Raw genomic sequence first — 21,401 nt, forward strand, 5'->3', positions numbered from 1 at the left:
CGGGCGTTGGTGAAGTCCCGGAAGTCCTCCTTGAACTGCGCCCGCACGCGGTTTAAGACCGGCACGCAGTCGGCCAGGGTCTTGATCTCCTCGCCGCTCAAGCAGCGGATGACCGGGAGGTAGTAGGCGGTGTCGGGATAGCCAATGGGGTGGTCCGGGCCGTAGCGGCGGATGGCCTGGTTCAACAGGATCTCCGCGTAGCTTACGGCTGTAATGGCCCCTTCGTATACCTCTTTGAAAAGCCTCTTGGGCTCCTTGCCCGGCTCTATGGCGCCTTCAAATATCTGGTCAAAATTGATGGCTTCGGCCATACCGTTTCCTCCCCGTAAGCCTTCTTTACCAGGTCATGGACAGGGCAGACTCGTACTCTTCGGCCACCTGGCGGTGTAGGCGTAGCTTCCACGCCCTGTATTCCAGCGCATTTAAGAGCTTTTGCACGGCCACCTCAATATCCGGCTCCAGGATGAAGTACCCGCCAAACACGTCCGAGGCAATTTGGGTAAGAATGCTGTAGATCAGGTCGCACCCTTCCACCGGGGGCATGGTGCCCACATGGGTAGGCAGGCCGATGGCCACGCACCAGGTGCCGATGCTGGTGGCCTTGCCGCTCATGGCTTCGGGAGCGGAAGCCACAAAGGGCACCTTCGGGGTATCCACGCCGAGGTCGTCGGCCATAAGCATTAAAAGCTCGGCAGCCCTGGAGTTGTCCACGCAGGAACCAATGTGGAAGACAGGCGGCAGGCCGTACTTGAGCTCGGCCTTTTCCGCTATGCGCCGATAGAATTTCTTCAGTCCGGGCCCGCAAAGCTCTTCCACCTTAGCCGGGTCCATGAGCCCCGCCTTGGCGCACGCCTGGGCATGGCAGCCGGTAGAGATGACAAAGACGTCGTTTTTGAGCATGGCCTTGGCAATTTCTATGTGCGCCTGATCCTGGAAGGTCTTCAGGTTGTTGCAGCCGGCCATGAGGATGACGCCCTTTAACTCGCCGGAGAGAATGGCTTCATTGAGCACCCGTACGGGGTTAGCGGGGTTAATGGCCCTGAAAAGCTCCAGGATGGCTTCCAGGCTCCAGCCGGCCACCACCTTGTTCTTCACCTTAGGAATGTGCACCGGGCGACCGGCCCGCTCCTTGAAGGCTTCAATGGCCTGGCGGATGACTTCTCTGGCATTCTGCATGGCCCGGGCTTCCTGGTAATCGATGTGCATGGTGTTGGGCATCTTGACAATATCGGATGTGGTAATCAGCCTCGTGCCGAAACACTGGGCCACCGCGCTCAGCCCGGGCATGATGCACTGCACGTCCACCACCATGGCATCCACCGCACCGGTGCAAATGGCCAGTTCCTGGGAGGCAAAGGAGGTCACCACGGGGATGCCCTGGCGCATGAGCACCTCGTTACCCGTGCAGCAGATGCCGGCCAGGTTTATGCCGTCAGCACCGGCCGCCCTGGCTTCACCTTCCAGCTCGCGGGCCGCGGCCACAATCATCTCGCTCAAGAGGGGGTTATGGCCGTGCACGACCACGTTGACCTTTTGCGGGTCCAAAACGCCCATATTGGCCTCGCTGACAATGGGCCGGGGGGTGCCGAAAAGAATGTCCGAGAGGTCGGTGGCCAACCACATGCTGGCCAGGTCGGCCAAGCCAACTCGCACCGCGCTGAAAACCAGGTTCACCGGGTCATTGTCCATGCCTACGTGGGCCTGGGTCACCAGATCGGAGATGGTGGCGTGGATGCCGTGGGGCATGACCATGTGGCTCCGGTACCTCTCATTGCGGGCCGGGACCACCTTGTGGACAATCCAGGCCGCTTCCCCTTCGCCCTTTAAGCGCCGGAAATCTTCTAGGGCCAGTTCCGCCAGTTCTCTTGCCAGGGTCAAATCGTCTTTGCCGTCGGCCTCCAGGCCCATTTGGCGGCAAATGCGGCGCAGTTTCTCGGGGTCTTTGACGGCATAATCCGGTGCCTTGCCGTGAGCCACCATTTCCAGCACGTGGGCAATGTGGTTGCCGTGCTGGGCGTGGGAAGCGCAACCGGTGAGGATCATCACCCCCACGCTGCGGGCCACGATGGTCCAGGAGTTGGCCCCGCAAATGCCACGACTGGCCGGGCCCTCGTCGGATTTAATGCGGCAGGGACCCATCATACAAATGCGGCAGCAAATGCCGCGATAGCCAAACTGGCACTGGGGCTGCTGGGCCACTACCCGGTCAAAGGCAGTTATTACCCCCTTCTCCCTGGCCACATCAATCATTTCCAGCACAGCCGGGTCCACAGAACGCTTCACGCTCCTGGGCTCCACTACCCGAGGAGTCTTGTCCGACGGCCGGCTGGTAAGGCTCGGGTCTCTAAACCTCGGCATGGCTATCCCCCTTTATGAACTTTTGTCAAGTTTCTCTTGTGTCATCTTACCAATTATTATGAACATTTGTCAACACCCAAGTGACCATTAAAAACAAAAGGACCCGGGCAGGGCGCGAAAGGCGCCGCCCGGGCTCCCCGTTTCATTATTCTCCCTCTTTGGGGCCTTCTTTCTCTTCCAAACTCCTCTTAAGGCTTCCCAGCATATTTTCCCAATAGCCAATCCAGCTTTTGAGGACCTCCTTGGGAAAGCTGGCGCCGGCGAGCCCAAAGGAAGGCCAGAAGGCCCCAAAAGGGAATCCCCAACAACGGCCCCAGCCGCGACCCCAACCGCGGCCCCGGCCGCGGCCAAACCACCAACCCGCCGGGTTGGCAAAGCCGGGCATGTTAAAGCCAGCGCAAAAGCCCATCCTTCTGCCGGTCATGGGCCCCATGCCCCAAGGTCCGGTCCTATCACCTCTCGGCATGAGAACTACCTCCCTTCATTGTATTTTAGTTACCTTACCGGAGCCGTTAAGCTCTTTTTGCGGGATCTTTTTTCACCACCCCCTCCTCCAACGGCGGCGGTGACGGCGCCGCCAGCGCTGGTAACCAGGCATGGTATGGCGGGAGCGGTAGAGTTCCCCCCGCAGGTACGCCCGCAAGACCTCCTCCACCTCCCCGCTCACCCAGGGGAAAACCTGAATTCCCCTGGCCACCAGCCAGTAATAAAGGGCATTGCTGATCCCCCCGCAGATCAGTACGTCTATACCCAGCTCCCCAAGTTGTTCCGGCAAAGATACCCCGGTCCCATCGTTAACCAGCCTTACCTGCCGGCGTGAAGTAACCTGCCCCTTATCAACCTCCGCCAGCAGTATTTCCTGCGCCGCATCCAGAAGCGGCGAAATGTACTTGTCCCACCGGGCGAGCGCAATTTTCATCAAACCACCCCGACCTGTCTTGCCTTTCTTGCAAAAGGAATGCCAGAAAAGAGAGCCCTTTTACACGCCAAATGAGAGGGCCCGGGCCATAACGGGTATGGCAATTTGCAATGGTGCTGAACCTCTTCCATGGCGTTCTGCAACTATCCCTCAACAGAAGGCACCTTTATGCCGTAGCGCTTCATCTTGCGCCAGAGGGTGGTCTTGTCGATCCCCAGCTCCCTGGCCGCCCGCGTGCGGTTGCCTTTATGGCGCAGCAAGGCCTCATAAATCGCCTGCGCCTCCACCTCGGCCAGGGTACCTCCCTCCAGCGGCTGACGCCGGCACTGGTCTCGTTTTTGCGTGTGCAAGTAAGATGGGAGGTGTTCCGGGGTAATTAAACCGCCCTTGCAGAGAACATAAGCGTGTTCAAGGATGTTCTGCAGTTCCCGCACATTTCCCGGAAAGTGGTAGCCCCACAGGATGCGCCACGCCTCCTCTGAAAGCCCTTCCACCGCTTTTCCCCGGAGGGCATTAAGCCTGGCTAGGAAGTGGTCCACCAAGAGAGGGAGGTCTTCCTTGCGCGCGGCCAGGGAAGGGAGGGTAACTTTAATTACGTTAAGCCGGTAATACAGGTCCTCGCGGAACAAACCCTGTTCCACCAGAGAGGCAAGGTCCTTATTGGTGGCCGCCAAAATCCTCACGTCTGCCTTTACCGGGGCAACGGCTCCCAAAGGCTCGTATTCCTTTTCCTGCAGGACCCGCAAGAGCTTCACCTGCATGAGCGGCGAGACGTCTCCTATTTCATCCAGAAAGATGGTACCCCCCTGGGCCAGGGCAAAGCGGCCCGGCTTGTCCTTTGCGGCACCGGTAAAAGCCCCAGCCTTGTAACCAAACAACTCCGATTCCAGGAGCGTGTCGGGTAAGGCGGCACAGTTAAAGGCTATAAAAGGCCTGTGGCGGCGAGGGCTCAAGTTATGGATGGCCCTGGCCACCAGTTCCTTGCCGGAACCCGTAGGTCCTTCAATTAACACGGTGGCATCGCTGGCGGCAATGTCCGGCAAAAGGGAGAAAAGCTTTTGCATGGGCGGGCTTTTACCTATTATGTCCATGAAAGAGTATTTCTGGTACAGTTCCCGGCGCAGCTCCTCGACTTGGGAAAGATCGCGGAAAGTTTCTACCCCGCCAATTACCCTCCCGCTTCCGTCCTTCAACGCGGCAGTGCTAATACTTATGGGCACCCTCTCACCGGCGGCATTTACTATGTAAACGGCCTTATTGATCACCGGGCAACCGGTTTCCAGCGTACGCTTCAAGGCACATTCCCTTTCACAAATATTGGCGCGGAAAACCTCCCAGCAAAAGCGCCCCAAGGCCTCTTCCTGGGGCACCTGGGTAATCTCCGCCGCCGCCCGGTTAAAGTAAGTTATCCTCCAGTCCAGGTCCACGGTAAAGACCCCGTCGCTGATGCTGTCCAAAATGACCTGGGCCACGTTATCAGGTGCAGGTTTTCTCATCAGGGCCCCCTCCCCGTATAGCAAAGGAAATGCGGGGCTATAAAAATTTTAGAAAAGTTATTGACATATGTCAATTACAATTATAAAATGGTTACAGTTCTCAAAAATTTCGGCGCGAGGCGATTGATAAATGAAGGTTGCTATTTGTGCTCAAGGAACTCACCTGGATGCCCCAATGGACCTGCGTTTCGGGCGCTGCCCCTACTTTGTGGTGGCGGATCCCCAGACGGGGGAATGGGAACACGTACCCAATCCCGGTCCAGGCGCTGCGGGCGGTGCGGGCATTCAAGCGGCGCAGCTAATGATAAAGCTCAAGGTGGACGCGGTCATTACGGGACGTTTAGGACCAAATGCGATGGAAGTGTTGAAAAAGGCAGGCATCAAGGTCTACGAAGGTACAGTCGGGACGGTGCGGCAGAACCTGGAGGCCTACCGCCAAAACCGGCTCCCTTTGCTTACCCAGCCAAATGCCCCCGGCGGCCACAAGCCATAAGGGAGGGCGCCGGCAATGATCGTGGCCGTGGCCAGCGGCAAGGGCGGCACCGGAAAAACCACCGTGTCTACCAGCCTGGCGCTGGTGGCAGCGGAGAAAGGGAAGGTTTGTTTCTTAGACTGCGACGTGGAAGAGCCCAACGCTCACATTATTTTAAAGCCCCGCCTATCTGGGCAAGAAGCCGTTCGCGTACGGGTGCCCGTCATCGAGCAAGAAAGATGCACCTTGTGCGGTCGGTGCGCGGATGTTTGCGCCTTTCACGCTCTGGTTGTGCTGCCACAGGAGGTAATGGTTTTTTCCCCCATGTGTCACGGCTGCGGGGGGTGCTGGCACCTCTGCCCGGCAGGAGCCATCCACCCCGGCTGGCGGGAAATCGGGCAGATGGAGGAGGGAGAGTGCGGGAAGATACGCTTTGTGCACGGGCGGCTTAAAGTAGGCGAGGCGATGAGCCCCCCTCTCATCAGGGCAGTCAAGCAAAGGGCGCAGGCCGGCGCGCTAAACATCGTTGATGCGCCCCCGGGAACTTCCTGCCCGGTGGTAGCGGCGGTGGAGGGAGCCGACTTTTGCCTCCTGGTTACCGAGCCCACCCCTTTCGGGCTGCACGACCTGGAGCTGGCCTGGGAAATGGTAAGCCAGCTGGGGATTCCCTGCGGGGTAGTGGTAAACCGTTCTGACGGTAGGGATGAACCTGTAGAAGAGTTCTGCCGCACCAGAAACCTTCCCTTGCTCATGCGCCTACCTCTTGACCGGGACGTAGCCAGGGGGTACGCCCGGGGTATTCCGCCAATTGCCGTTCACCCGGCCTGGAAGGGGCACTTCCGGGAACTACTTCACGCTATCTCTGAAAGGGCTGGCTTAAAATGCGCGAAATCGTAATCCTCAGCGGCAAAGGGGGGACGGGCAAAACCACCATAAGCGGAAGCCTGGCAGTCCTTGCCTCCAACAAGGTAATGGCCGACTGTGACGTGGATGCAGCCAACCTCCACCTTTTGCTCAAGCCGGTCACGCGCTCGTCCTTTCCCTTTTACGGTATGCCAAAGGCGAGGATTAACCGGGAAAAGTGCCTGGAATGCTACCTGTGCGTCTTCCGCTGCGCCTTTGAGGCCATCGAGCCGGGCCTGGTGGTGAACGAAAGCCGCTGCGAAGGGTGTGCGGTGTGCTACCACACCTGCCCCTGCAAGGCGGTGGAAATGGTGGAACACGTGGCGGGTCGCCTTCACATCTCCGACACCGCATACGGTCCCCTTGTCCACGCCCGGCTGGGTGCCGGGGAAGACAACTCCGGCAAGCTGGTCACCGCCGTGCGCAGGGAGGCCCGCCGGCTGGCCGAGGAAGAAAAAAAGGAACTGATTATTACCGACGGGCCCCCGGGCATAGGCTGCCCGGCAATTTCCTGCCTGGCGGGAGTTGACCTGGTTCTGGTGGTTACCGAACCGACCCTGGCCGCGAAACACGACCTGGAGCGGGTCCTGGACCTGGCGGATCATTTCGGCTGCCATGCCGTTGCCTGCATCAATAAATGCGACCTGGAGCCTGCCATCACGCAGGAGATAGAGCGCCTTTGTCGGCAGCGGTCCGTACCTGTGGTAGGAGAGCTTCCCTATGACGAAAAGGCAATGGAAGCAACTAAAAAAGGGCAGCCGGTGGTAGAGCTGGGCGGCCCGTTGGCAGGCCAGATAACCGCCCTCTGGCGGGAAGTGAAAAAGATCTTGGGAAAGAGGTGAGAGGTTTTGACCCAGCACCAAGGGCATTGCCGTACTTGCCCGGACAAAGGAACGGAACACTGCCAGCCGGAAAGCTGCTCCTCACCCCCCATCCTGCCTCCCAACGAGCTTACAGAGATCAAAAAAGTAATCGGCATCATGAGCGGCAAGGGCGGGGTGGGCAAATCCTCCGTAAGTGCCCTTTTAGCCGTAGCCCTTAAAAGAAGCGGTTTCCAGGTGGGCATACTGGATGCCGACATTACCGGGCCCAGCATTCCCAAGCTCTTCGGGGTCATCGACCGTCCTGAAATGGACAATAAGTTCCTGCGACCGGCCAGAACCCTCACGGGCATCCACATCATGTCCCTTAACCTGCTGCTGCCTCAGGAAGACGACCCGGTGATCTGGCGCGGGCCAATCCTTTCCGGAGCCGTAAAGCAGTTTTGGACCGATGTGGCCTGGGGGAAGCTCGATTACCTCATCCTGGACATGCCCCCGGGAACGGGCGACATACCCCTCACGGTAATGCAGTCCTTCCCCCTGCAGGGCCTGGTGCTGGTATCCTCGCCCCAGGACCTGGCCATGATGGTGGTGAGAAAGGCCATGAAAATGGCCCGCATTGTTAACGTGCCCATTCTGGGGCTGGTAGAAAACATGAGCTACCTGGTTTGCCCTTCCTGCGGGGAAAGCATCCGCCTTTTTGGGGCAAGCCACGTGAAGGAAGCGGCCCAGAAAAACGGCCTCCCGCTTTTAGGCTCCCTGCCGGTGGACCCGCACTTTACCGCGCTGGCCGATACCGGCCTGGTGGAAAATTACGATGGCCCGCTGATGAAGGAAATCCAACCGCTGGTGGAATTCCTACAAAAAACTAAGGAAGAAGGAGCGTGGTGAAGGTGAAGGTAGCCATTCCCAACGAGGGCGGGTTTGTAAACCAGCATTTCGGGCGGAGCAAAGAATTCGTCATTTTCGAACTGTCCGGCGGTGAAATCAAAGGCCAGGAGGTTGTTTCCACCGCCGCCCTCCAGCACAACCACGAGGGCCTGGCAGAGCTTTTCAAGCGCAAGGGCGTGGACACGATCATCCTGGGCGGCGTGGGGCCGCGGGCCATTCAGGCCTTGCAGCTGCACGGCCTGAAAGTAATTACCGGCGCCAGCGGCAGCGTCGGCGAGGTAGCCCGCGCCTACGCCCGCGGCGAGCTGGTCACCCGGGAAGTAAGCTGCTGCGAGCACGGGCACGGCCACGACCACCGCTGCCACGAGTAGGTGCTTTTTCGGCGCGCCCTGGAGAGGTAAAGGTCCCGGCCCTCCGGGGCCTTTTCCCCTTTTGCGGGCCCCTGTTTTTTGGTAAGATACTGTAAAACGGCAGGAGGGATGGGCGGTGGTTAAGGTAACCGTCCTGGTAGAAAATACCGTTGGCTTACCAACAGGCCTCGTGGGAGAGTGGGGCCTGGCCCTGCTGGTGGAAAAAGAGGGCAGGGCCATCCTTTTCGACACCGGCGGCCGCGGGAATATCGTGGCCAATGCCCGCGCCCTGGGGGTAGACCTTAAAAAAGTGGAGGCCCTGGTGTTAAGCCACGGCCACTTTGATCACACCGGGGGGATGCGGGACTTTTTGCTTGCGCGTGGCCGCCTGCCCGTGTACGTTCACCCCGCGTTTTTTGCCCTCCATTACAGTGCCCAGCCGAGGGAGCGCTACGTAGGGGTGCCCTTCCGCAGGGCAGAACTTGAAAGCCTGGGCGCAGAGTTCAGGGAGGTCAGGGAACCCGTAGAAATTTTGCCCGGCCTGTGGGTGAGCGGCGAGGTGCCGCGCAAAACGGCCTTTGAACGGGGGGACCCCAACCTTTTCTGCCTGGAAGGCAACCAAAAGGTGCCCGACCCTTTCCGCGACGACATGAGCTTTTACTGCGTTACCGCCGAGGGCCTGGTGGTAATTCTCGGCTGTGCCCACGCCGGCGTGGTGAACATTGTGGAGCACGCCCGGCAGGTTACCGGGGTAAGCCGGGTCTACGGCATCATCGGCGGCACCCACCTGGGGCCGGTGTCTAAAGAGCAGCAGGAAGCAACCATAGCGTACTTAAAAGATCTGGACCTTTCCTTCCTTGCCGCCAACCACTGCACCGGCCTGCCCATGATGGCACGCCTGGCCGCCATTTTTGGCAGTGCCTTCCACTTTGCCCCCGCCGGCGCCTCTTTTACTTTACCCATAAGGAAATAAGGGGGGCCTGAAGATGGCTCTTGCGGATGTGAGGAAGAGCCGCGGCCTTTCTGCCGCCAGCATGGCCGTAAAGGTGGGGATCACGGTTAAGGAGCTGTTGGCCATTGAGAGGGGCGAGCAGCCACCCCGCCTGTGCGTGGCGCAAAAGTGGGCCAACGCCCTGGGCATAACCTTCGAGGAGTTTGCCCGCCACTACTATGAAAAGGCAGACCCGGAGCAGCTAAAGTACTGCGAGTGCGAGGAATAAGGGAGGACCTGGAAGGCCGTGAACATAAAGCTCAAGGATGCCGTAGAATACTTCGTTGACAACTGGGACATTATGGCCGTTTTTGTCAACCCCCGGGGGGATTACGCCGTCCCTGTCTTCGGCAAAAAAGACCTCTTCCTGGTGGTAGAAAAAAACGGCAGGGGCATTTTCCTGGCTTCCCTGCCTCCAGATTTGATGGACCTGCGGCGGCTCGGCGAGGAGGACAGCGACGAGGCACGCCAGTACATCTACCGCCGGCTGAAGGAGGCCAACCTGGCCTAGCGCGCAGGCGTTGCTTCATTCCTTTTCCGGGCCGCCGGCTTCTTGCGCGGCACTCAAGCAACCGCCCCGGCTTGCCCTGCCCGCGGAGAGGGTAATCTCTTACTCTTCCTCCAGCCCCTCCAGAAGGGCCAGGGCGCTTTCGCCCAGCGTATCGCTGTTGTAGCCTCCCTCCAGCACGGCAAACACCCTGCCCCGGCAGTGAGCGGCAGCAAAAGCGCCCACCATTTGCCCCACGCTACGGTAATCCTCCGTTTTCAACATGCGGCCCCAATCGTGCTCGTGCCGGTCAAAGCCGGCGGAAACGGCCACCAGGTCGGCGTCCCCCTGCCGCGAAAGAAAATCCTCCAGGTCGCGCAGGAAGTCCTGGCGGCCCATCCCCTTCACGTGGTGGTAAACCACCTCGGGAACGCGGGCAAAAATATTGGCCGTGCCGTCACCGTAATGCAGGTCGATGTCAATGATGATGGCCCTGGCAATAGCGCCGCCGCGCCTCAGCTTTTCCACCGCTATGGCCACGTTGTTAAACCAGCAAAAGCCCCAGCTGGAGTCCGGGCTGGCGTGGTGCCCCGGGGGCCTGATCAACCCGAAAGCCTTTTCCCCCTGCGCGGCTAGTTGGGAAGCCGTGATGGCCCCGCCTGCCGCCAAAAGCGCCAGCTCGTAGGTATGGGGGCGCTGCTTTACCCATGTCAGGTGCCTCGCCGTGTGCACGAGGAGCACGTCCTCTTCGGCTGCCGGGTAGGGCTCCACAAAGGGGAAGCGCGCCGCCAGCAAGGCGGCGGCAGGCTCCAGCCTCCCCGGCGCGGCAGCGGGATCTGAGGCGTAGACCTCGTGGTAGCGCGGGTGAAAAACTACCTTCAACATCTCCCCTCCCCGTAATTTACTTTATAAAAGGGCTTGGGAACGGCCGCCGGCATAGCAGTACAGGCACCCTGCCGGGCAGGCCATGCTGTACCACCCTAAATCCACCGCGTGGGTGCAGCCGCAAAGGGGCCGCTGGCCCCCGGCCTTATCTGCGCGGCACCTTTCCCCCAGGGGGTGCAGGGCGGTTAAGAGTTCTCCGTCAATACAGCGGGACATGGGCATGCCGGGCACGCAGCAGGTGTAAAGCACGGCGCCGTGCCTTTCGGCCACCAGGGAAAGCTCCGCCATTATGCGCTCCCTTTCCGCCGGCAGAAAGGGTATCGCCTCCCAGCCCGCCGCGGCCAGGCGCCGGCGCACCTTGGGATACAGCTCCACAAAGGAAGTAGAAAAGCTCTTTACCCCCAGGGAGGCAGCCCGGGCAATGACCTCCGCTGCCGCTTCTACGTTGGAGATCACTTCCCTGCCCCGCTTCACCGCCACCAGCGGGTCTGGGCGCACGCGCAGGCGGCGGGGGTCACCGAGAAAAGCAATGAGCGCCGGAATTTTGGCCAGCACCTCTTTCGGAGGGGGCACGCGGGGTTCCATCGGCGTACCCCCCAGACCGGTTATGGTAAGGTGAACGTACACCTGGGCGTAACCCTCAAGCACGGGCCTGAGCCTGACCAGCACCGCCTCGGGGTACTTGGTCCAGACCACCACCGTGTGCACCCTTGCGGGCGGGTAGCGGGCAGAAAGCAACTCTCCCAGCCTGGCCGCATGAAAGTAGGGTTCGGTGCGGCGGGAAATGCTCACCACCACCTTGAAATCTCCCGGCTTCACGCGCGGCAACCTTCCCCCTCCCCGATTTGCCCTCTGCCCGGAAGGAATCAAGTATATCATAAACGAATACTTTAGGGGTTGGCCAGAATCCTAAAATCCCGGGGGAGGAAAGAAAGTGAAGACGGAAACCAGTGCCACCAAGGCCGGCGCCGACCTCTGGACCACGGTCCTGGCCTACTTAGAGGTTACCAAGCCGCGCTCGGTTTTCCTTCTCGTCTTTACGGCTTTGGCCACCATGATAGTGGCGCAGGGGATGTATAGCCCCCTTGCTCCCCTCCAGTTTGCCGCCGCCCTGGTGGCGGTTACCCTGGCCTGCGCCGGGGCCAACGCCGTGAGCTGCTACATCGACCGCGACCTGGACGCGGCCATGGAGCGCACCAGGAGGAGGCCCATCCCTGCGGGGAGGATCAGCCCGCCCGTGCGGGCCCTTTACTGGGGCCTGTTGCTCTTCACCTCCTCCCTCATCCTGGGGTGGCTGCTCAATCCCGTGGCCTTTGCCTGTCTCTGGGCAGGAATGCTCGGCTATGTGGGAGTATACAGCCTCTGGCTGAAGCGGCGGAGTTCCTGGAACATCATCCTGGGGGGCTTCTCAGGAGGGGTGCCGGCCCTCTTTGGCTGGGCGGCTGTGAGCGGCAAAATTGACCTGCTCCCCGTCCTTATGGCCGCCCTGGTAGTGCTGTGGATCCCCAACCACATCTGGAGCCTGGCTTTCTTCTACCGCGAAGATTACGCGCGGGTTAAGGTGCCCATGCTTCCCGTGGTCTGCGAAGCCAGAAAAGCCCTGCACTGCCTGCTCAGCACCGTGGTGCTCATGGTAGCCTTTTCGCTTTTAATTTACCTGGCGGGGCCGTGGGGACGCATTTATCTCGTGACGGCGTTGCTAACCGGCGCCGCCTCCCTGGCCCTCTCCCTGCACGTATACCTTCACCCCACGCCGCAAAACGCCTGGCGCCTCTTCAAGTTCTCCAGCCCCTACCTTTTCGTGCTCTTCCTGAGCATGATGCTGGACGCCTGGCTCTAAGCCCTCCAAGGAGGTTAACATGCAGCGCCTAACGCTGGCCATTGTGCAGTTCCCGCGCGGCGATAATCCGGAAGAAAACGTCGCCCGCATGGCCCACTACCTCTCCCGGATCACACCGGGCACGGACCTGGTGTTGCTGCCGGAGGACTGGCTGGGACCCGCGGTGGTCGACTTTGAAGAATACTTTAAAATTGTGGAGGGCCTGGCTACAAAAGTGAGCAGCCGCCGGTGCCTCTTGGTTTCCGGAGCCCAGTACGTGCGTTGCGGGGGGCGCATCCTCTCGCGGGGCATCTTCTGGGGCGGGGACCTGGACGCTCCCGTCTGCTTTGAAAAGCTTTTCCCCTCCCAGGCCATCGGCGAAAGGGACTACATTGCTCCCGGAACCCTCCTCCCCGTGGTGGAACACCGGGGCGTGAAAGTGGGTGCGGTGGTGTGCGTGGACCTCATGTATCCCGAAATAGCGCGCAGCCTGGCACTTGAGGGAGCGGCCCTCATCCTCAACCCCGCCAATATCCCGGCCACCCGCATGCCGTTGTGGCACGCCGTAGGCACCGCCCGCGCCTGTGAAAATACCGTTTTCGTGGCCATGGCCAACAATACCGCCACCAGCTACGCAGATGGCCGGGAAGTGATGGGGGAGAGCTTCCTCGCCCCGCCGGACGGCTACGGCTTCTTGAGCTGCGGGCGTGAGCCGGGAGTTTTTTATTTTAAGCTGGACCTCGCGAGGATTTCCCGCGTCAGGCAGCGCTGGCCCTACCTGGAGGATGTGGCCAACCTCACCCGTCCACCCATACCGGTTTCCTCTTTTCCAGGAAAGCCCTGATTCCCTCCCGGGCATCGGCAGTAGTGGCATTTAGGGAAATAACCTCTGTGGCGTAATTTAGGGCCTGGAAATCTTCCATGTTCAGCTGCTGGTAAAAGGCTCTTTTGCCCACGGCAATGGCCGAAAAACTGTTCTGGGCTATCCTGGCTGCCAGCTCGCGGGTGGCCTCCTCCAGCTTTTCCCGCGGGACTACCTTATTTACCAAGCCGCACGCCAGTGCCTCCCGGGCGTCTATGAAATCGCCGGTGAGGAGCATCTCCATGGCCTTTTTGCGCCCCACATTGCGGCTTAAAAATACCGCCGGCGTGGTGCAGAACAACCCTATGCGCGCCCCCGGGGTGGCAAAGAGGGCGTCCTCCGCGGCCACGGCCAGATCTGCTGCCGCCACCAGCTGGCAGCCGGCTGCCGTGGCCACGCCGTGCACCTGGGCAATTACCGGCTGGGGGATTTCCCTGACGGCCCGCATGGTTAAGTAGCAGGTCTGGAAGAGCCCCAAAACGTCCTGCGGGGAACCCTCGGCAATTTCCCTCAGGTCGTGCCCGGCGGAAAAGGCCCTGCCCACCCCCTTGATAATCACCACCTTTACCTTCTTCTCCCGCCCGATCTTTCCCAGGAGGTCCGCCAGCTCTTTCAGGAGGGCCCTGGAGAGGGCATTTAGCTTTTCCGGGCGGTTAAGGGAAACGATGCCCACCCGCTCATCTTCGTGATACAGAAGATTCTGATAGTCCATGCAGTTCCTTCCCCCTTTCTTTTTCGTGCATGACCATAAATATTCTCAATGCCAAACTTTTAATCCTGCCAGCTCTTAAAACATAACGGCGTTCCGCAGCCGGGCAAAATAGCTAAAAAATGACCCCGGACCGTGCTATAATCGTGGTAGGCAATGCCATTCAAGGAGGGAAAAGCTTGCAGCCAGTACACCAGGTTCTCAGTGCCCTGGCCCAGCCGGCAGAAACCAAGCTCGTCCTCGTAGTTCTGGACGGCCTGGGCGGCCTGCCGGCAGCCGAGCTCAACGGCCTGACCGAACTGGAGGCGGCCCACACGCCCAACCTCGACCAGCTTGCCCGCAGGTCTTCTCTAGGACTGATCGATCCCGTGCTGCCCGGCGTCACCCCCGGGAGCAGCGCCGGGCACCTGGCCCTTTTCGGCTACGAGCCCCTGGAGTGGGTCATCGGCAGGGGCATCCTGGAAGCCCTGGGCACGGGCTTCAACCCCGGCCCGGGCGATGTGGCCGTGAGGGGAAATTTTGCCACCGTAAAATACGAAAACGGCACGCCGGTGGTGGTGGACCGGCGGGCGGGAAGGCCTACCACCGCGCACACGGCCCGCGCGTGCGCCCGCCTGCAGGAAAGCATCCCCCGCATCGGGGATGTGGAGGTGATCGTGCTCCCCGTCAAGGAGCACCGCTTTGCCGTTATCTTCCGCGGACCCGGCCTGGACGAGAGGGTGGCCGACACCGACCCCCAGAAGGAAGGAAAAACCCCACTCCCACCCCAGGCCCTCTGCGAGGCGGCCAGCAAGACGGCTGCCGTAGCCGCGGAATTCGTGAGCCGGGCCGCAGAGGTGCTGAAGGATGAGCCCGGCACCAACTACGTGCTCCTGCGGGGGTTCTCCTCCAAGCCCGACCTCCCCCCACTCGGAGACCTTTACCATTTAAAGGCCGCGGCCATTGCCGTGTACCCCATGTACCGGGGGCTCGCCGCCCTGGCGGGCATGGACATTCTCTCCTTCCCCGGGGAAAGAATTGCCGACGAGCTGGCCGCTTTAAAGGCAAACTGGGAAAGCTACGACTATTTCTTTATACATATTAAGGCCACCGACTCCCGGGGCGAGGACGGCAATGCCAGGGGCAAAGTGGCGGTGCTGGAAGAGTTCGACCGGTACCTCCCGCAGCTCTTAGATTTAAAGCCCGACGTGCTGGTCATCACGGGCGACCACTCCACGCCGGCATCCCTCAAAAGCCACAGCTGGCATCCGGTGCCCCTGCTCCTGCATTCCCCCTGGGTCCTGCCGGACAGCGACGCTTCCGGCTTTAACGAGCGTGCCTGCCAGAGGGGAAGCCTCGGGCACCTGCGCGCCGTAAACGTGATGGGGCTCATGCTGGCCCACGGGCGCCGGCTGGCCAAGTTTAGCGCCTGAAAGTCTAAAAAATCTTCGCGCGAAAGGGGCTCGCCGCAACTGCCGGGCGAGCCCTTTTACTTCATTGTTAATTAGGGCCGCGTTTTAAAAGACCCGTTAATTATGCGCTCTACTTCCTCCGGGGAGAGACCCGTTGCCCTCACCAGGCGCCAAGTAAACTGCTTCCCTTGCCTGGCGCGCTCTTTAAGGAGGGGGTTTTTCTCCAGGAGGGCTGCCAGCAGGGTGCGCGCGAGGGCCGCCCTGCCGTCAAGGCACCGCCGCAGCTTATCCTCATACATTTCGTCGTCGGCCCGCTTGTAGACCTCGTGGAGGTCTTCATGGGGGCCGCGGGCAACCCCCACACCCACAGAGATATTTACGGGCACAGGGCTGTTTTCTCTGTTAAACTCTTCCTGCGCGGCCATCAGCCTGGCGTACGCTTCCTGTGCCCCCTTCTCGTCCCTGTCCGGCAGGAGGACCACAAACTCGTCGCCCCCTACGCGGAAGATTTCCTCCTGAGGAAACACCTGTCGAAGCATGGCCGCCACCCGCTTAAGAAGCTCGTCTCCCTGGCTGTGGCCCAGGCAGTCGTTTACCAGCTTCAGCTCGTCGACGTCACACACCAGGAGAACTACCGGCCACGTGCCGTCCTGCTGCCAGATGCTTAGCCGCCGTTCAAAGTAGTTGCGGTTATAAAGGCCGGTCAGGCTATCGAAAATGCTCTGCCGCTTCAGCTCCTCCTCCACCTGCTTCTGCGCGGTGATGTCTACCAGCACGGCCAAAACCTCTGCCACCCTGTCTTCCCGCCGGAGGGGAATGAGGGTGAGGAGCACCCAACGCAGGGCATTGTCGAGGGACTTCACCTGCCATTCCCCGGGGTCCGCTACCTGAGCGCGCGCCACCACTTCCCTAACCGCTCTGGTAAACTCGCCCCGCGGTTCAATTTGCTCCATCCACTTTCCGCCTGCAGGCAGCCCTTCCCAGCCGAAAACCTGCCGCGCCCCCCGGTTGCAGTGGAGCACGTTTCCCTGCACGTCAAAGGAAAAGAAGCCAATCATGGTGGTGCTTTCCACCACCAACCTGAGATGCCTCGCCAGCCTCTCGCTTGTCTCTTCCCAATGGCGCAGCTGCAGGATGTTGGCGAGGCGCCCGGCAAAGACGTCCAACAAGCGCTGTTCATGGGAATTAAAGTCGCGCCGCCTCTCGAAATACAGCACCCCCAGGGGCGGGGAGCCGAGATTCTTCACGTAAACATTCCCGCCGGCTGCCAGGCCCTCCAAATGCTCCCCGGAAAAATGGTGGGCACCCCGGCCAAAGCCCCAGGTGTAACACCCGGATTTAAAGGTTTCCCGGCAGTAAAGAAACAGCGCTACCTTCTGCGCGCCGAAAAGGCGCACCGCCTTTTCCACCACTTCGTCAAAGAGATCCTCTTCCGAGCCCGGCCAGTGGAGGGAAGTAACCTCGTACAACAGGGCCAGCTCCAGAGCCTCAGGACTCATGTAGCTTCCTCCCTCCCACCACGCACAGGAAGGTCTTGTTGTGGAAAAGAGGGACCCCGCCGTCAAAGCTCCCGATCTCGCCAAAGGTCAACATGCCCGCTACGGGCACATCTCCCGTTATTTCCCTGACTCTTTCCAGCTCCCGGTCCGCACGCTCTCCCATGAGCAGCACGCGGGAAACACAATTGAAGAGCAAAATAAACTGCGGGACGGGAAGAAGGCGGCAGGCTTCCCGCACCACCTCTAGGGCCGCCCCCAGCAATTCCTCCACCGCGCGAAAGCGCATGAGGTAGGCCACCGCGCCGCAAGGAACTTCGGTGACAAATTCCATGGCTCCCCCTGCCCCCAGCCTGACCGGGTCGCGGATGATAAACCTGCCGGTGGCATCCGGCACCCCCAGCGGACAGCGGGCGGCGTGAAAGGGAAAGTCCTCAGGGCAAATGCCGCCAAGCTGGCGCGCGTATACCTGAAAGGCAGGCTGCTCGTTTATTTCAAAGACCTCCTTGCCCCTGGCACGGGTAATTAAGAGCGGTGGGCCGAAAGGCGCCCACCCGTGGGCGATGCCCGCAGCAAAAGAACACCCTCCAACCAGCGCGGCGGCCACCGCCCCGCTGGCCACCCCTCTTTCAGTCATCTGGAAGGTCTTTAAAAAAGAAAGGTTATCCCCCGTTCCACCGCCGGCATACTGGAAACCAGGCCCCATCAGGTCGTAAACGCCGCGGAGCAAGCGGGCGAGGTTGCCCGATAGCCCGTCGGGAAATAAAAATACCGTCCCCTCTTTCATGGGGAACCCCTCCAAAAGCTTTTCGGCCAGCGCCCTGCCCGTCTCTGCGGCCTGCCCCGAGGGGATGTCTAAAAGCGCCGTTTCCGCCACGATACCGTCGCCTGCCAGGGTTAACACCTGCACCCCTTGCCTTTTAATCCCTTCCCGCGTAACGATTCCTGCCCCGGAAGCGCCCACCAGCTTGGCCGTGCCCGTCTCCTCCAGCACCGTTTCCAGAACCCTTTCCTGGTCATAATCCACCGTGGTGAAGAGAAAAGTAAGCGCGGGCCTCCCCGAACGGGACACGGCCAGGCCTGCTGCCTCCCGGGCGGCCTCGCGGGAATCCTGCCGGAAACTGTACCCAACTCCTGCTCTCAGCATGCCCCAACCTACTCCGGCAAAAGCGGCTAATTTTATATGAAGATTCTACCTCATCACCCAAATACCTGCTTCCGAAAAGCACGGCTTTTATAAAGTTATTACCTCCCCTGCCGAAAATAGCTACGGAGGCGAACAACATAAACCTCATAAAAAAGGAGCGTTGGGAAGCGTGGCCAGAAATTGCTGGAACTACCTGGACTGCCCCCCGGAGCGGCGCGAGCAGTGTCCCGCCTTCCTGCAGGGGAAGGGGCAGAGCTGCTGGGAAGTGGCCGGCACCCTCTGTCACGGCGAAGTGCAGGGCTCGATGGCGGAAAAAATAGAGCGGTGCCGCGAATGCGCCGCCTACCGGGAGCTCACCAAGGTGCGCTTTGGCGTGGGCAGGCTGCTGGCCCTCTCCTTTGGCGCCGTCCTCATCCTGTTTGCCGCCGTTATTGCTCTGGCCGTATACAACATCCAGCAGGAGCGCCTCCTCTACCACCGGGTCTTTCACGGCGAAGTCTTCCTGGCCAGGAGGGTAAACGATGCCGCCTCCCTGGCCCAGCAGGCGGCCCTCTCCACGCGTTCCTTTTTAATCACCGGGTGGCCCTATGAGGCCGACCAGGCCACCGGGCTGTGGAAGAACGCCGAGGACCAGCTTATGGCCCTGGAACCCTACTTCAGCGGGGAAACCAAAAAAGCCTGGGAGATGGCCCGGGAGATGTTCGGCCCGGCCAAGGAAGCGGCCATGCAGGCCATGGCCTTAAAGGAAGAGTCCCGCAAGCTAAAGCTTAGCGGCCAGGACAACCGGGCTAAAGAGGAAGAGCTGCAGGAATTCGTAGCCGCCAACGGCGGCAAAATAAAGGATTACCTCACCGCCTGCCAGGCCCTGGTGCAGAGGCTCGACAACATGCAGAAGGAAGCCCTGGACGCCGCCTATGCCCAGGCCGCGGCCCTGGAAAAAGCCATGATCTCCCTTTCGCTTTTGGCCTTTGTCCTGGGCGGCGCGCTGGCCTTCGTGCTGGGCCGCCAGCTGACCGCGCGCATACACCGGCTGGACGCCGCGGTGAGGCAGCTGGCTTCAGGGGACCTCACGGGAAGCATTGAAGAGAAACGGGCGGACGAGCTGGGCCGCCTGGCCAGGTCCCTAAACGAGCTTATCGCCGGCATGAAGGACGTGCTCGGGCGTCTGGTCGAACGGGCAAGCCACCTAAAGGAGGCGGCCGGCCAACTGGATGAAAGCGCCCAGCAGATATCCGCCGCCGCATCCGACAGCGCGGCCACCGTACAGGAAGTGGCCAGGGGTACGGAAAACGCGGCCCAAAACGTGGAGGAAGTAGCGCAGAGAGCCAGGCTGGTGGCCGAAAACGCCCGCAAAGGGGCGTCGCTGGCGCAAAAAATGGACCAGCAGGTGCAATCCGTTTCGCAGGCCACCGCCGAAGTGGGCAAGATTGCCAGCCAGCTGGACAGCTCACTGGTACGCATCTCGGAGATCGTGAGCCTCATTACCCAGATCACCGAGCAGACCAACCTCCTCGCCCTGAACGCGGCCATTGAGGCCGCGCGGGCCGGCGAGCACGGCAGGGGCTTTGCCGTGGTGGCCGAAGAGGTGCGCAAGTTAGCCCTGCAGTCCGGGGGCGCGGCGAGGGAAATCCAGCAGATCATCGAGGAAATCCTGAGCGCAGCCAAACAGATGGTGGCTGCCGTTGAGGCCAATCGCCGGGAGATGAAGGCCACCCTGGAGGCAGTGAATCAGGCCAGCCAGGCCTTCCGCGCCATCATGGAAGAGGTGGGCGAACTGGCCCAGCGCACCCAGGACGTGGCCGCCGCCGTAGAGGAGATCAGCGCTAGCATGGAGAGCGTGGCCGCCACCAACGAGGAGCAGGCCGCCGCCACCCAAGAGCTTTCCTCCACGGCCAGCCTCTTGCGCCAGCTCTCCGAAGAGCTGTACCGCCTGAGCAACCGCTACCGCTTCTAATAGGGCCGATCAAGAACACAATAGCCGCCTCACCCAGGTAAAGGTTCAGGGGAGGCGGCTTCATCATTTGTGAAGGCACCCTTACATTTCCGGAGCGTCTCCGCTTACGGCAATCAGGTTACTCTCCTGGTAATAGTTCACTTTAGCGCCCAGCCCTTCACTGACAAAGCGCAGGGGTACCAGGGTACGCCCGTTTTCCACCCGGGCCGGCACCTCCAGCACTACTAACCGACCGCCCACCCAGGCCTCGCTTGAGCCGGGCTTTAAAACCACCGTTGCCCCGCGGTGGGCAATGGTGACCAGGCCGTTTTCATAGGAAACCCGTGCCCCAAGTCCTTCAGCCAGAGCGCGCACGGGCACCAGGGTGCGCCCATTTTCCACCTGCGGCGGAACGTCGAAGGCAAGGGGCTTGCCACGCAAGAATATTTTTACCGCCAGGTTTCCCATTTTTGCAAAAGCCTTATCCAGTTCCCGGTACGCTTCCTCATCGTTGGGATCGAGAGTTAAAACTTCTTCCCAAAGGCTCCTTGCCCTGTGGGAAATCTCTAGCTCGCGCAGTAACCCACCCACCTCTTTTAGAAGCGTAACTTTCGCGTGCTTATCTAAAGTTTCGTCGGCCTTCAGCTCCTCTACAAGAAGTCCTACTACTTCCTGAACTTCGGCAGCATTTTCCCTCACCCACTCTTTTAACAATGGCTTGGCCTCGTACACCGCTTCGGCCACGCTCCTGCCATCCCGGATTGCTTCTAGGGCGGCTCTGGCTACCGGGTTTTTTACATGCAAGAGGGCATTTTCCACCCCGCGGTAAACTTTTTCCCAAACGCTCTTCTTTTCCTCCCCCCATGCCATCTTTTCTTCTTCCCGGTAGCGGTGCCGCTCCCTTTCCTCATGCTGCGGCTGTCCCTGTCCCAGGTGCTGGTGCTGCTCTCGCGCGCTGTTCTGGTTAGCCGCAACCTGGCCACCTGCCCCGTAGGAAACTCCTGCCGGAGCAAACAGCACAAAAACGGCCATCAGCATGGCCAGCAAAACCTTAAAAACCACCGTCTTTCCCAATTTGTCCACCTCCCGAAAATTCATTTCGCCCCTACAGTAGCGCAAAAATTTCACCGGGCTTTTTAGGGAATGTAAAAAAGCTGTAAACCGGAGGAGATGTTAAATGCAGACGGTAACCCTCAAGATGAAGCTCCTGCCTCCCAACAAGGGCAAGCTGGAGAAGATGACCCGCATGCTGGACACCTACCGCCGGGCGTGCTCCTGGTTCCTGGAGCAGGCCGAAGCCCTGAACACCACCAGCCGCGCACATTTAAACCGCCAAACCTACCGGCAGGCATGTGAGCTGTTCGACCTCAACCGGGGCACGCTCCAGTGCGCCATGCTCAAAGCGCTCTCCGCTTACCGCTCCTACCTTTCCCGCAAGCAAAGGGGCAAAAAGGCCAGCTTGCCCAAATTT

The 21,401-nt window shown here is 60.4% G+C and carries 22 protein-coding genes and 2 pseudogenes; 13 read left to right on the forward strand and 11 right to left on the reverse strand.

Annotation, left to right across the window (positions count from 1 at the left end; translation table 11 throughout):
* From G454_RS18915 to G454_RS0111730, 5 genes and pseudogenes are all read right to left on the reverse strand, one after another.
* A pseudogene (locus G454_RS18915) lies at nt 1-311 on the reverse strand (acetyl-CoA decarbonylase/synthase complex subunit alpha/beta); the annotation flags it as partial.
* 25 nt (nt 312-336) lie between these two features.
* Entirely contained in the window at nt 337-2,358 is a 2,022-nt protein-coding gene (gene cooS, locus G454_RS0111715; RefSeq protein WP_027718779.1) for an anaerobic carbon-monoxide dehydrogenase catalytic subunit, read from the reverse strand.
* A 145-nt stretch (nt 2,359-2,503) separates the two neighbouring features.
* On the reverse strand, nt 2,504-2,824 hold the full coding sequence (locus G454_RS21815) for a DUF5320 domain-containing protein (protein WP_027718780.1): 321 nt from the start codon (nt 2,822-2,824) through the stop codon (nt 2,504-2,506).
* Between the two features lie 72 nt (nt 2,825-2,896).
* The gene (locus G454_RS0111725) at nt 2,897-3,277 is read right to left on the reverse strand and encodes a NifB/NifX family molybdenum-iron cluster-binding protein (RefSeq protein ID WP_035107708.1); all 381 of its coding nucleotides are present in this window, start codon (nt 3,275-3,277) and stop codon (nt 2,897-2,899) included.
* 143 nt (nt 3,278-3,420) lie between these two features.
* Nucleotides 3,421-4,773: a sigma-54 interaction domain-containing protein gene (locus G454_RS0111730; protein ID WP_027718782.1), complete on the reverse strand. Its 1,353-nt coding sequence runs from the start codon at nt 4,771-4,773 to the stop codon at nt 3,421-3,423.
* A gap of 130 nt (nt 4,774-4,903) precedes the next feature.
* Here G454_RS0111730 and G454_RS18920 point away from each other — a divergent pair, with 130 nt between their 5' ends.
* The 8 genes from G454_RS18920 (at nt 4,904) to G454_RS0111770 (ending at nt 9,712) form a co-directional block, all read left to right on the forward strand.
* Entirely contained in the window at nt 4,904-5,266 is a 363-nt protein-coding gene (locus G454_RS18920; protein ID WP_035107709.1) for a NifB/NifX family molybdenum-iron cluster-binding protein, read from the forward strand.
* 15 nt (nt 5,267-5,281) lie between these two features.
* Nucleotides 5,282-6,142 carry an ATP-binding protein gene (locus G454_RS0111740; protein ID WP_027718783.1) on the forward strand — a complete coding sequence of 287 codons (861 nt, stop codon included), beginning with the start codon at nt 5,282-5,284 and terminating at the stop codon, nt 6,140-6,142.
* Nucleotides 6,127-6,990 carry an ATP-binding protein gene (locus tag G454_RS0111745; protein ID WP_027718784.1) on the forward strand — a complete coding sequence of 288 codons (864 nt, stop codon included), beginning with the start codon at nt 6,127-6,129 and terminating at the stop codon, nt 6,988-6,990. Before G454_RS0111740 ends, G454_RS0111745 begins: the two co-directional genes overlap by 16 nt.
* Before the next feature lie 6 nt (nt 6,991-6,996).
* Nucleotides 6,997-7,860, forward strand: coding sequence for an Mrp/NBP35 family ATP-binding protein (locus G454_RS0111750; protein WP_027718785.1), 864 nt, complete (start codon nt 6,997-6,999; stop codon nt 7,858-7,860).
* On the forward strand, nt 7,854-8,231 hold the full coding sequence (locus tag G454_RS0111755; protein WP_211230076.1) for a NifB/NifX family molybdenum-iron cluster-binding protein: 378 nt from the start codon (nt 7,854-7,856) through the stop codon (nt 8,229-8,231). The genes G454_RS0111750 and G454_RS0111755 overlap by 7 nt, the downstream gene beginning before the upstream one ends.
* Before the next feature lie 115 nt (nt 8,232-8,346).
* Nucleotides 8,347-9,183: an MBL fold metallo-hydrolase gene (locus G454_RS0111760; RefSeq protein ID WP_027718787.1), complete on the forward strand. Its 837-nt coding sequence runs from the start codon at nt 8,347-8,349 to the stop codon at nt 9,181-9,183.
* Nucleotides 9,184-9,196: 13 nt separating this feature from the next.
* Nucleotides 9,197-9,430 carry a helix-turn-helix domain-containing protein gene (locus tag G454_RS18925; protein ID WP_035107710.1) on the forward strand — a complete coding sequence of 78 codons (234 nt, stop codon included), beginning with the start codon at nt 9,197-9,199 and terminating at the stop codon, nt 9,428-9,430.
* Between the two features lie 18 nt (nt 9,431-9,448).
* Nucleotides 9,449-9,712 (forward strand): hypothetical protein, encoded by a 264-nt coding sequence (locus G454_RS0111770; RefSeq protein WP_027718788.1) that lies wholly within the window; start codon nt 9,449-9,451, stop codon nt 9,710-9,712.
* 99 nt (nt 9,713-9,811) lie between these two features.
* On the opposite strand, the gene G454_RS0111775 is transcribed toward G454_RS0111770, so the two are convergent.
* Both G454_RS0111775 and G454_RS0111780 read right to left on the reverse strand, forming a co-directional pair.
* On the reverse strand, nt 9,812-10,570 hold the full coding sequence (locus G454_RS0111775) for an arginase family protein (protein WP_027718789.1): 759 nt from the start codon (nt 10,568-10,570) through the stop codon (nt 9,812-9,814).
* 24 nt (nt 10,571-10,594) lie between these two features.
* The gene (locus G454_RS0111780) at nt 10,595-11,392 is read right to left on the reverse strand and encodes a DUF1848 family protein (RefSeq protein ID WP_051276315.1); all 798 of its coding nucleotides are present in this window, start codon (nt 11,390-11,392) and stop codon (nt 10,595-10,597) included.
* Nucleotides 11,393-11,507: 115 nt separating this feature from the next.
* On the opposite strand from G454_RS0111780, the gene G454_RS0111785 reads away from it, so the two are divergent.
* On the forward strand, nt 11,508-12,413 hold the full coding sequence (locus G454_RS0111785) for a heme o synthase (protein ID WP_027718791.1): 906 nt from the start codon (nt 11,508-11,510) through the stop codon (nt 12,411-12,413).
* Nucleotides 12,414-12,432: 19 nt separating this feature from the next.
* Complete coding sequence (locus tag G454_RS18930) at nt 12,433-13,236, forward strand: carbon-nitrogen hydrolase family protein (protein ID WP_051276309.1); 804 nt, start codon at nt 12,433-12,435, stop codon at nt 13,234-13,236.
* Here G454_RS18930 and G454_RS0111795 read toward each other — a convergent pair.
* Nucleotides 13,190-13,966 carry an enoyl-CoA hydratase gene (locus tag G454_RS0111795; protein ID WP_027718792.1) on the reverse strand — a complete coding sequence of 259 codons (777 nt, stop codon included), beginning with the start codon at nt 13,964-13,966 and terminating at the stop codon, nt 13,190-13,192. The two genes, G454_RS18930 and G454_RS0111795, sit on opposite strands and share 47 nt — an antisense overlap.
* A 176-nt stretch (nt 13,967-14,142) precedes the next feature.
* On the opposite strand from G454_RS0111795, the gene G454_RS0111800 reads away from it, so the two are divergent.
* Complete coding sequence (locus tag G454_RS0111800) at nt 14,143-15,375, forward strand: 2,3-bisphosphoglycerate-independent phosphoglycerate mutase (protein WP_245574391.1); 1,233 nt, start codon at nt 14,143-14,145, stop codon at nt 15,373-15,375.
* A 71-nt stretch (nt 15,376-15,446) separates the two neighbouring features.
* On the opposite strand, the gene G454_RS20470 is transcribed toward G454_RS0111800, so the two are convergent.
* The gene (locus G454_RS20470) at nt 15,447-16,853 is read right to left on the reverse strand and encodes a sensor domain-containing diguanylate cyclase (RefSeq protein ID WP_051276311.1); all 1,407 of its coding nucleotides are present in this window, start codon (nt 16,851-16,853) and stop codon (nt 15,447-15,449) included.
* Entirely contained in the window at nt 16,843-17,997 is a 1,155-nt protein-coding gene (locus G454_RS0111810; protein WP_211230077.1) for an FIST signal transduction protein, read from the reverse strand. The genes G454_RS20470 and G454_RS0111810 overlap by 11 nt, the downstream gene beginning before the upstream one ends.
* Nucleotides 17,998-18,166: 169 nt before the next feature.
* Here G454_RS0111810 and G454_RS0111815 point away from each other — a divergent pair, with 169 nt between their 5' ends.
* Complete coding sequence (locus G454_RS0111815; RefSeq protein ID WP_156896757.1) at nt 18,167-19,951, forward strand: methyl-accepting chemotaxis protein; 1,785 nt, start codon at nt 18,167-18,169, stop codon at nt 19,949-19,951.
* A gap of 81 nt (nt 19,952-20,032) precedes the next feature.
* Here G454_RS0111815 and G454_RS20475 read toward each other — a convergent pair whose 3' ends face one another.
* Nucleotides 20,033-21,004 (reverse strand): copper amine oxidase N-terminal domain-containing protein, encoded by a 972-nt coding sequence (locus tag G454_RS20475; RefSeq protein ID WP_051276313.1) that lies wholly within the window; start codon nt 21,002-21,004, stop codon nt 20,033-20,035.
* A gap of 103 nt (nt 21,005-21,107) precedes the next feature.
* Between G454_RS20475 and G454_RS0111825 the strand changes: the two are divergent.
* A pseudogene (locus G454_RS0111825) lies at nt 21,108-21,401 on the forward strand (transposase); the annotation flags it as partial.

Source organism: Desulfovirgula thermocuniculi DSM 16036, assembly GCF_000429345.1.
In the GTDB taxonomy this organism is placed as follows: Bacteria; Bacillota; Desulfotomaculia; order Desulfotomaculales; family Desulfovirgulaceae; genus Desulfovirgula; species Desulfovirgula thermocuniculi.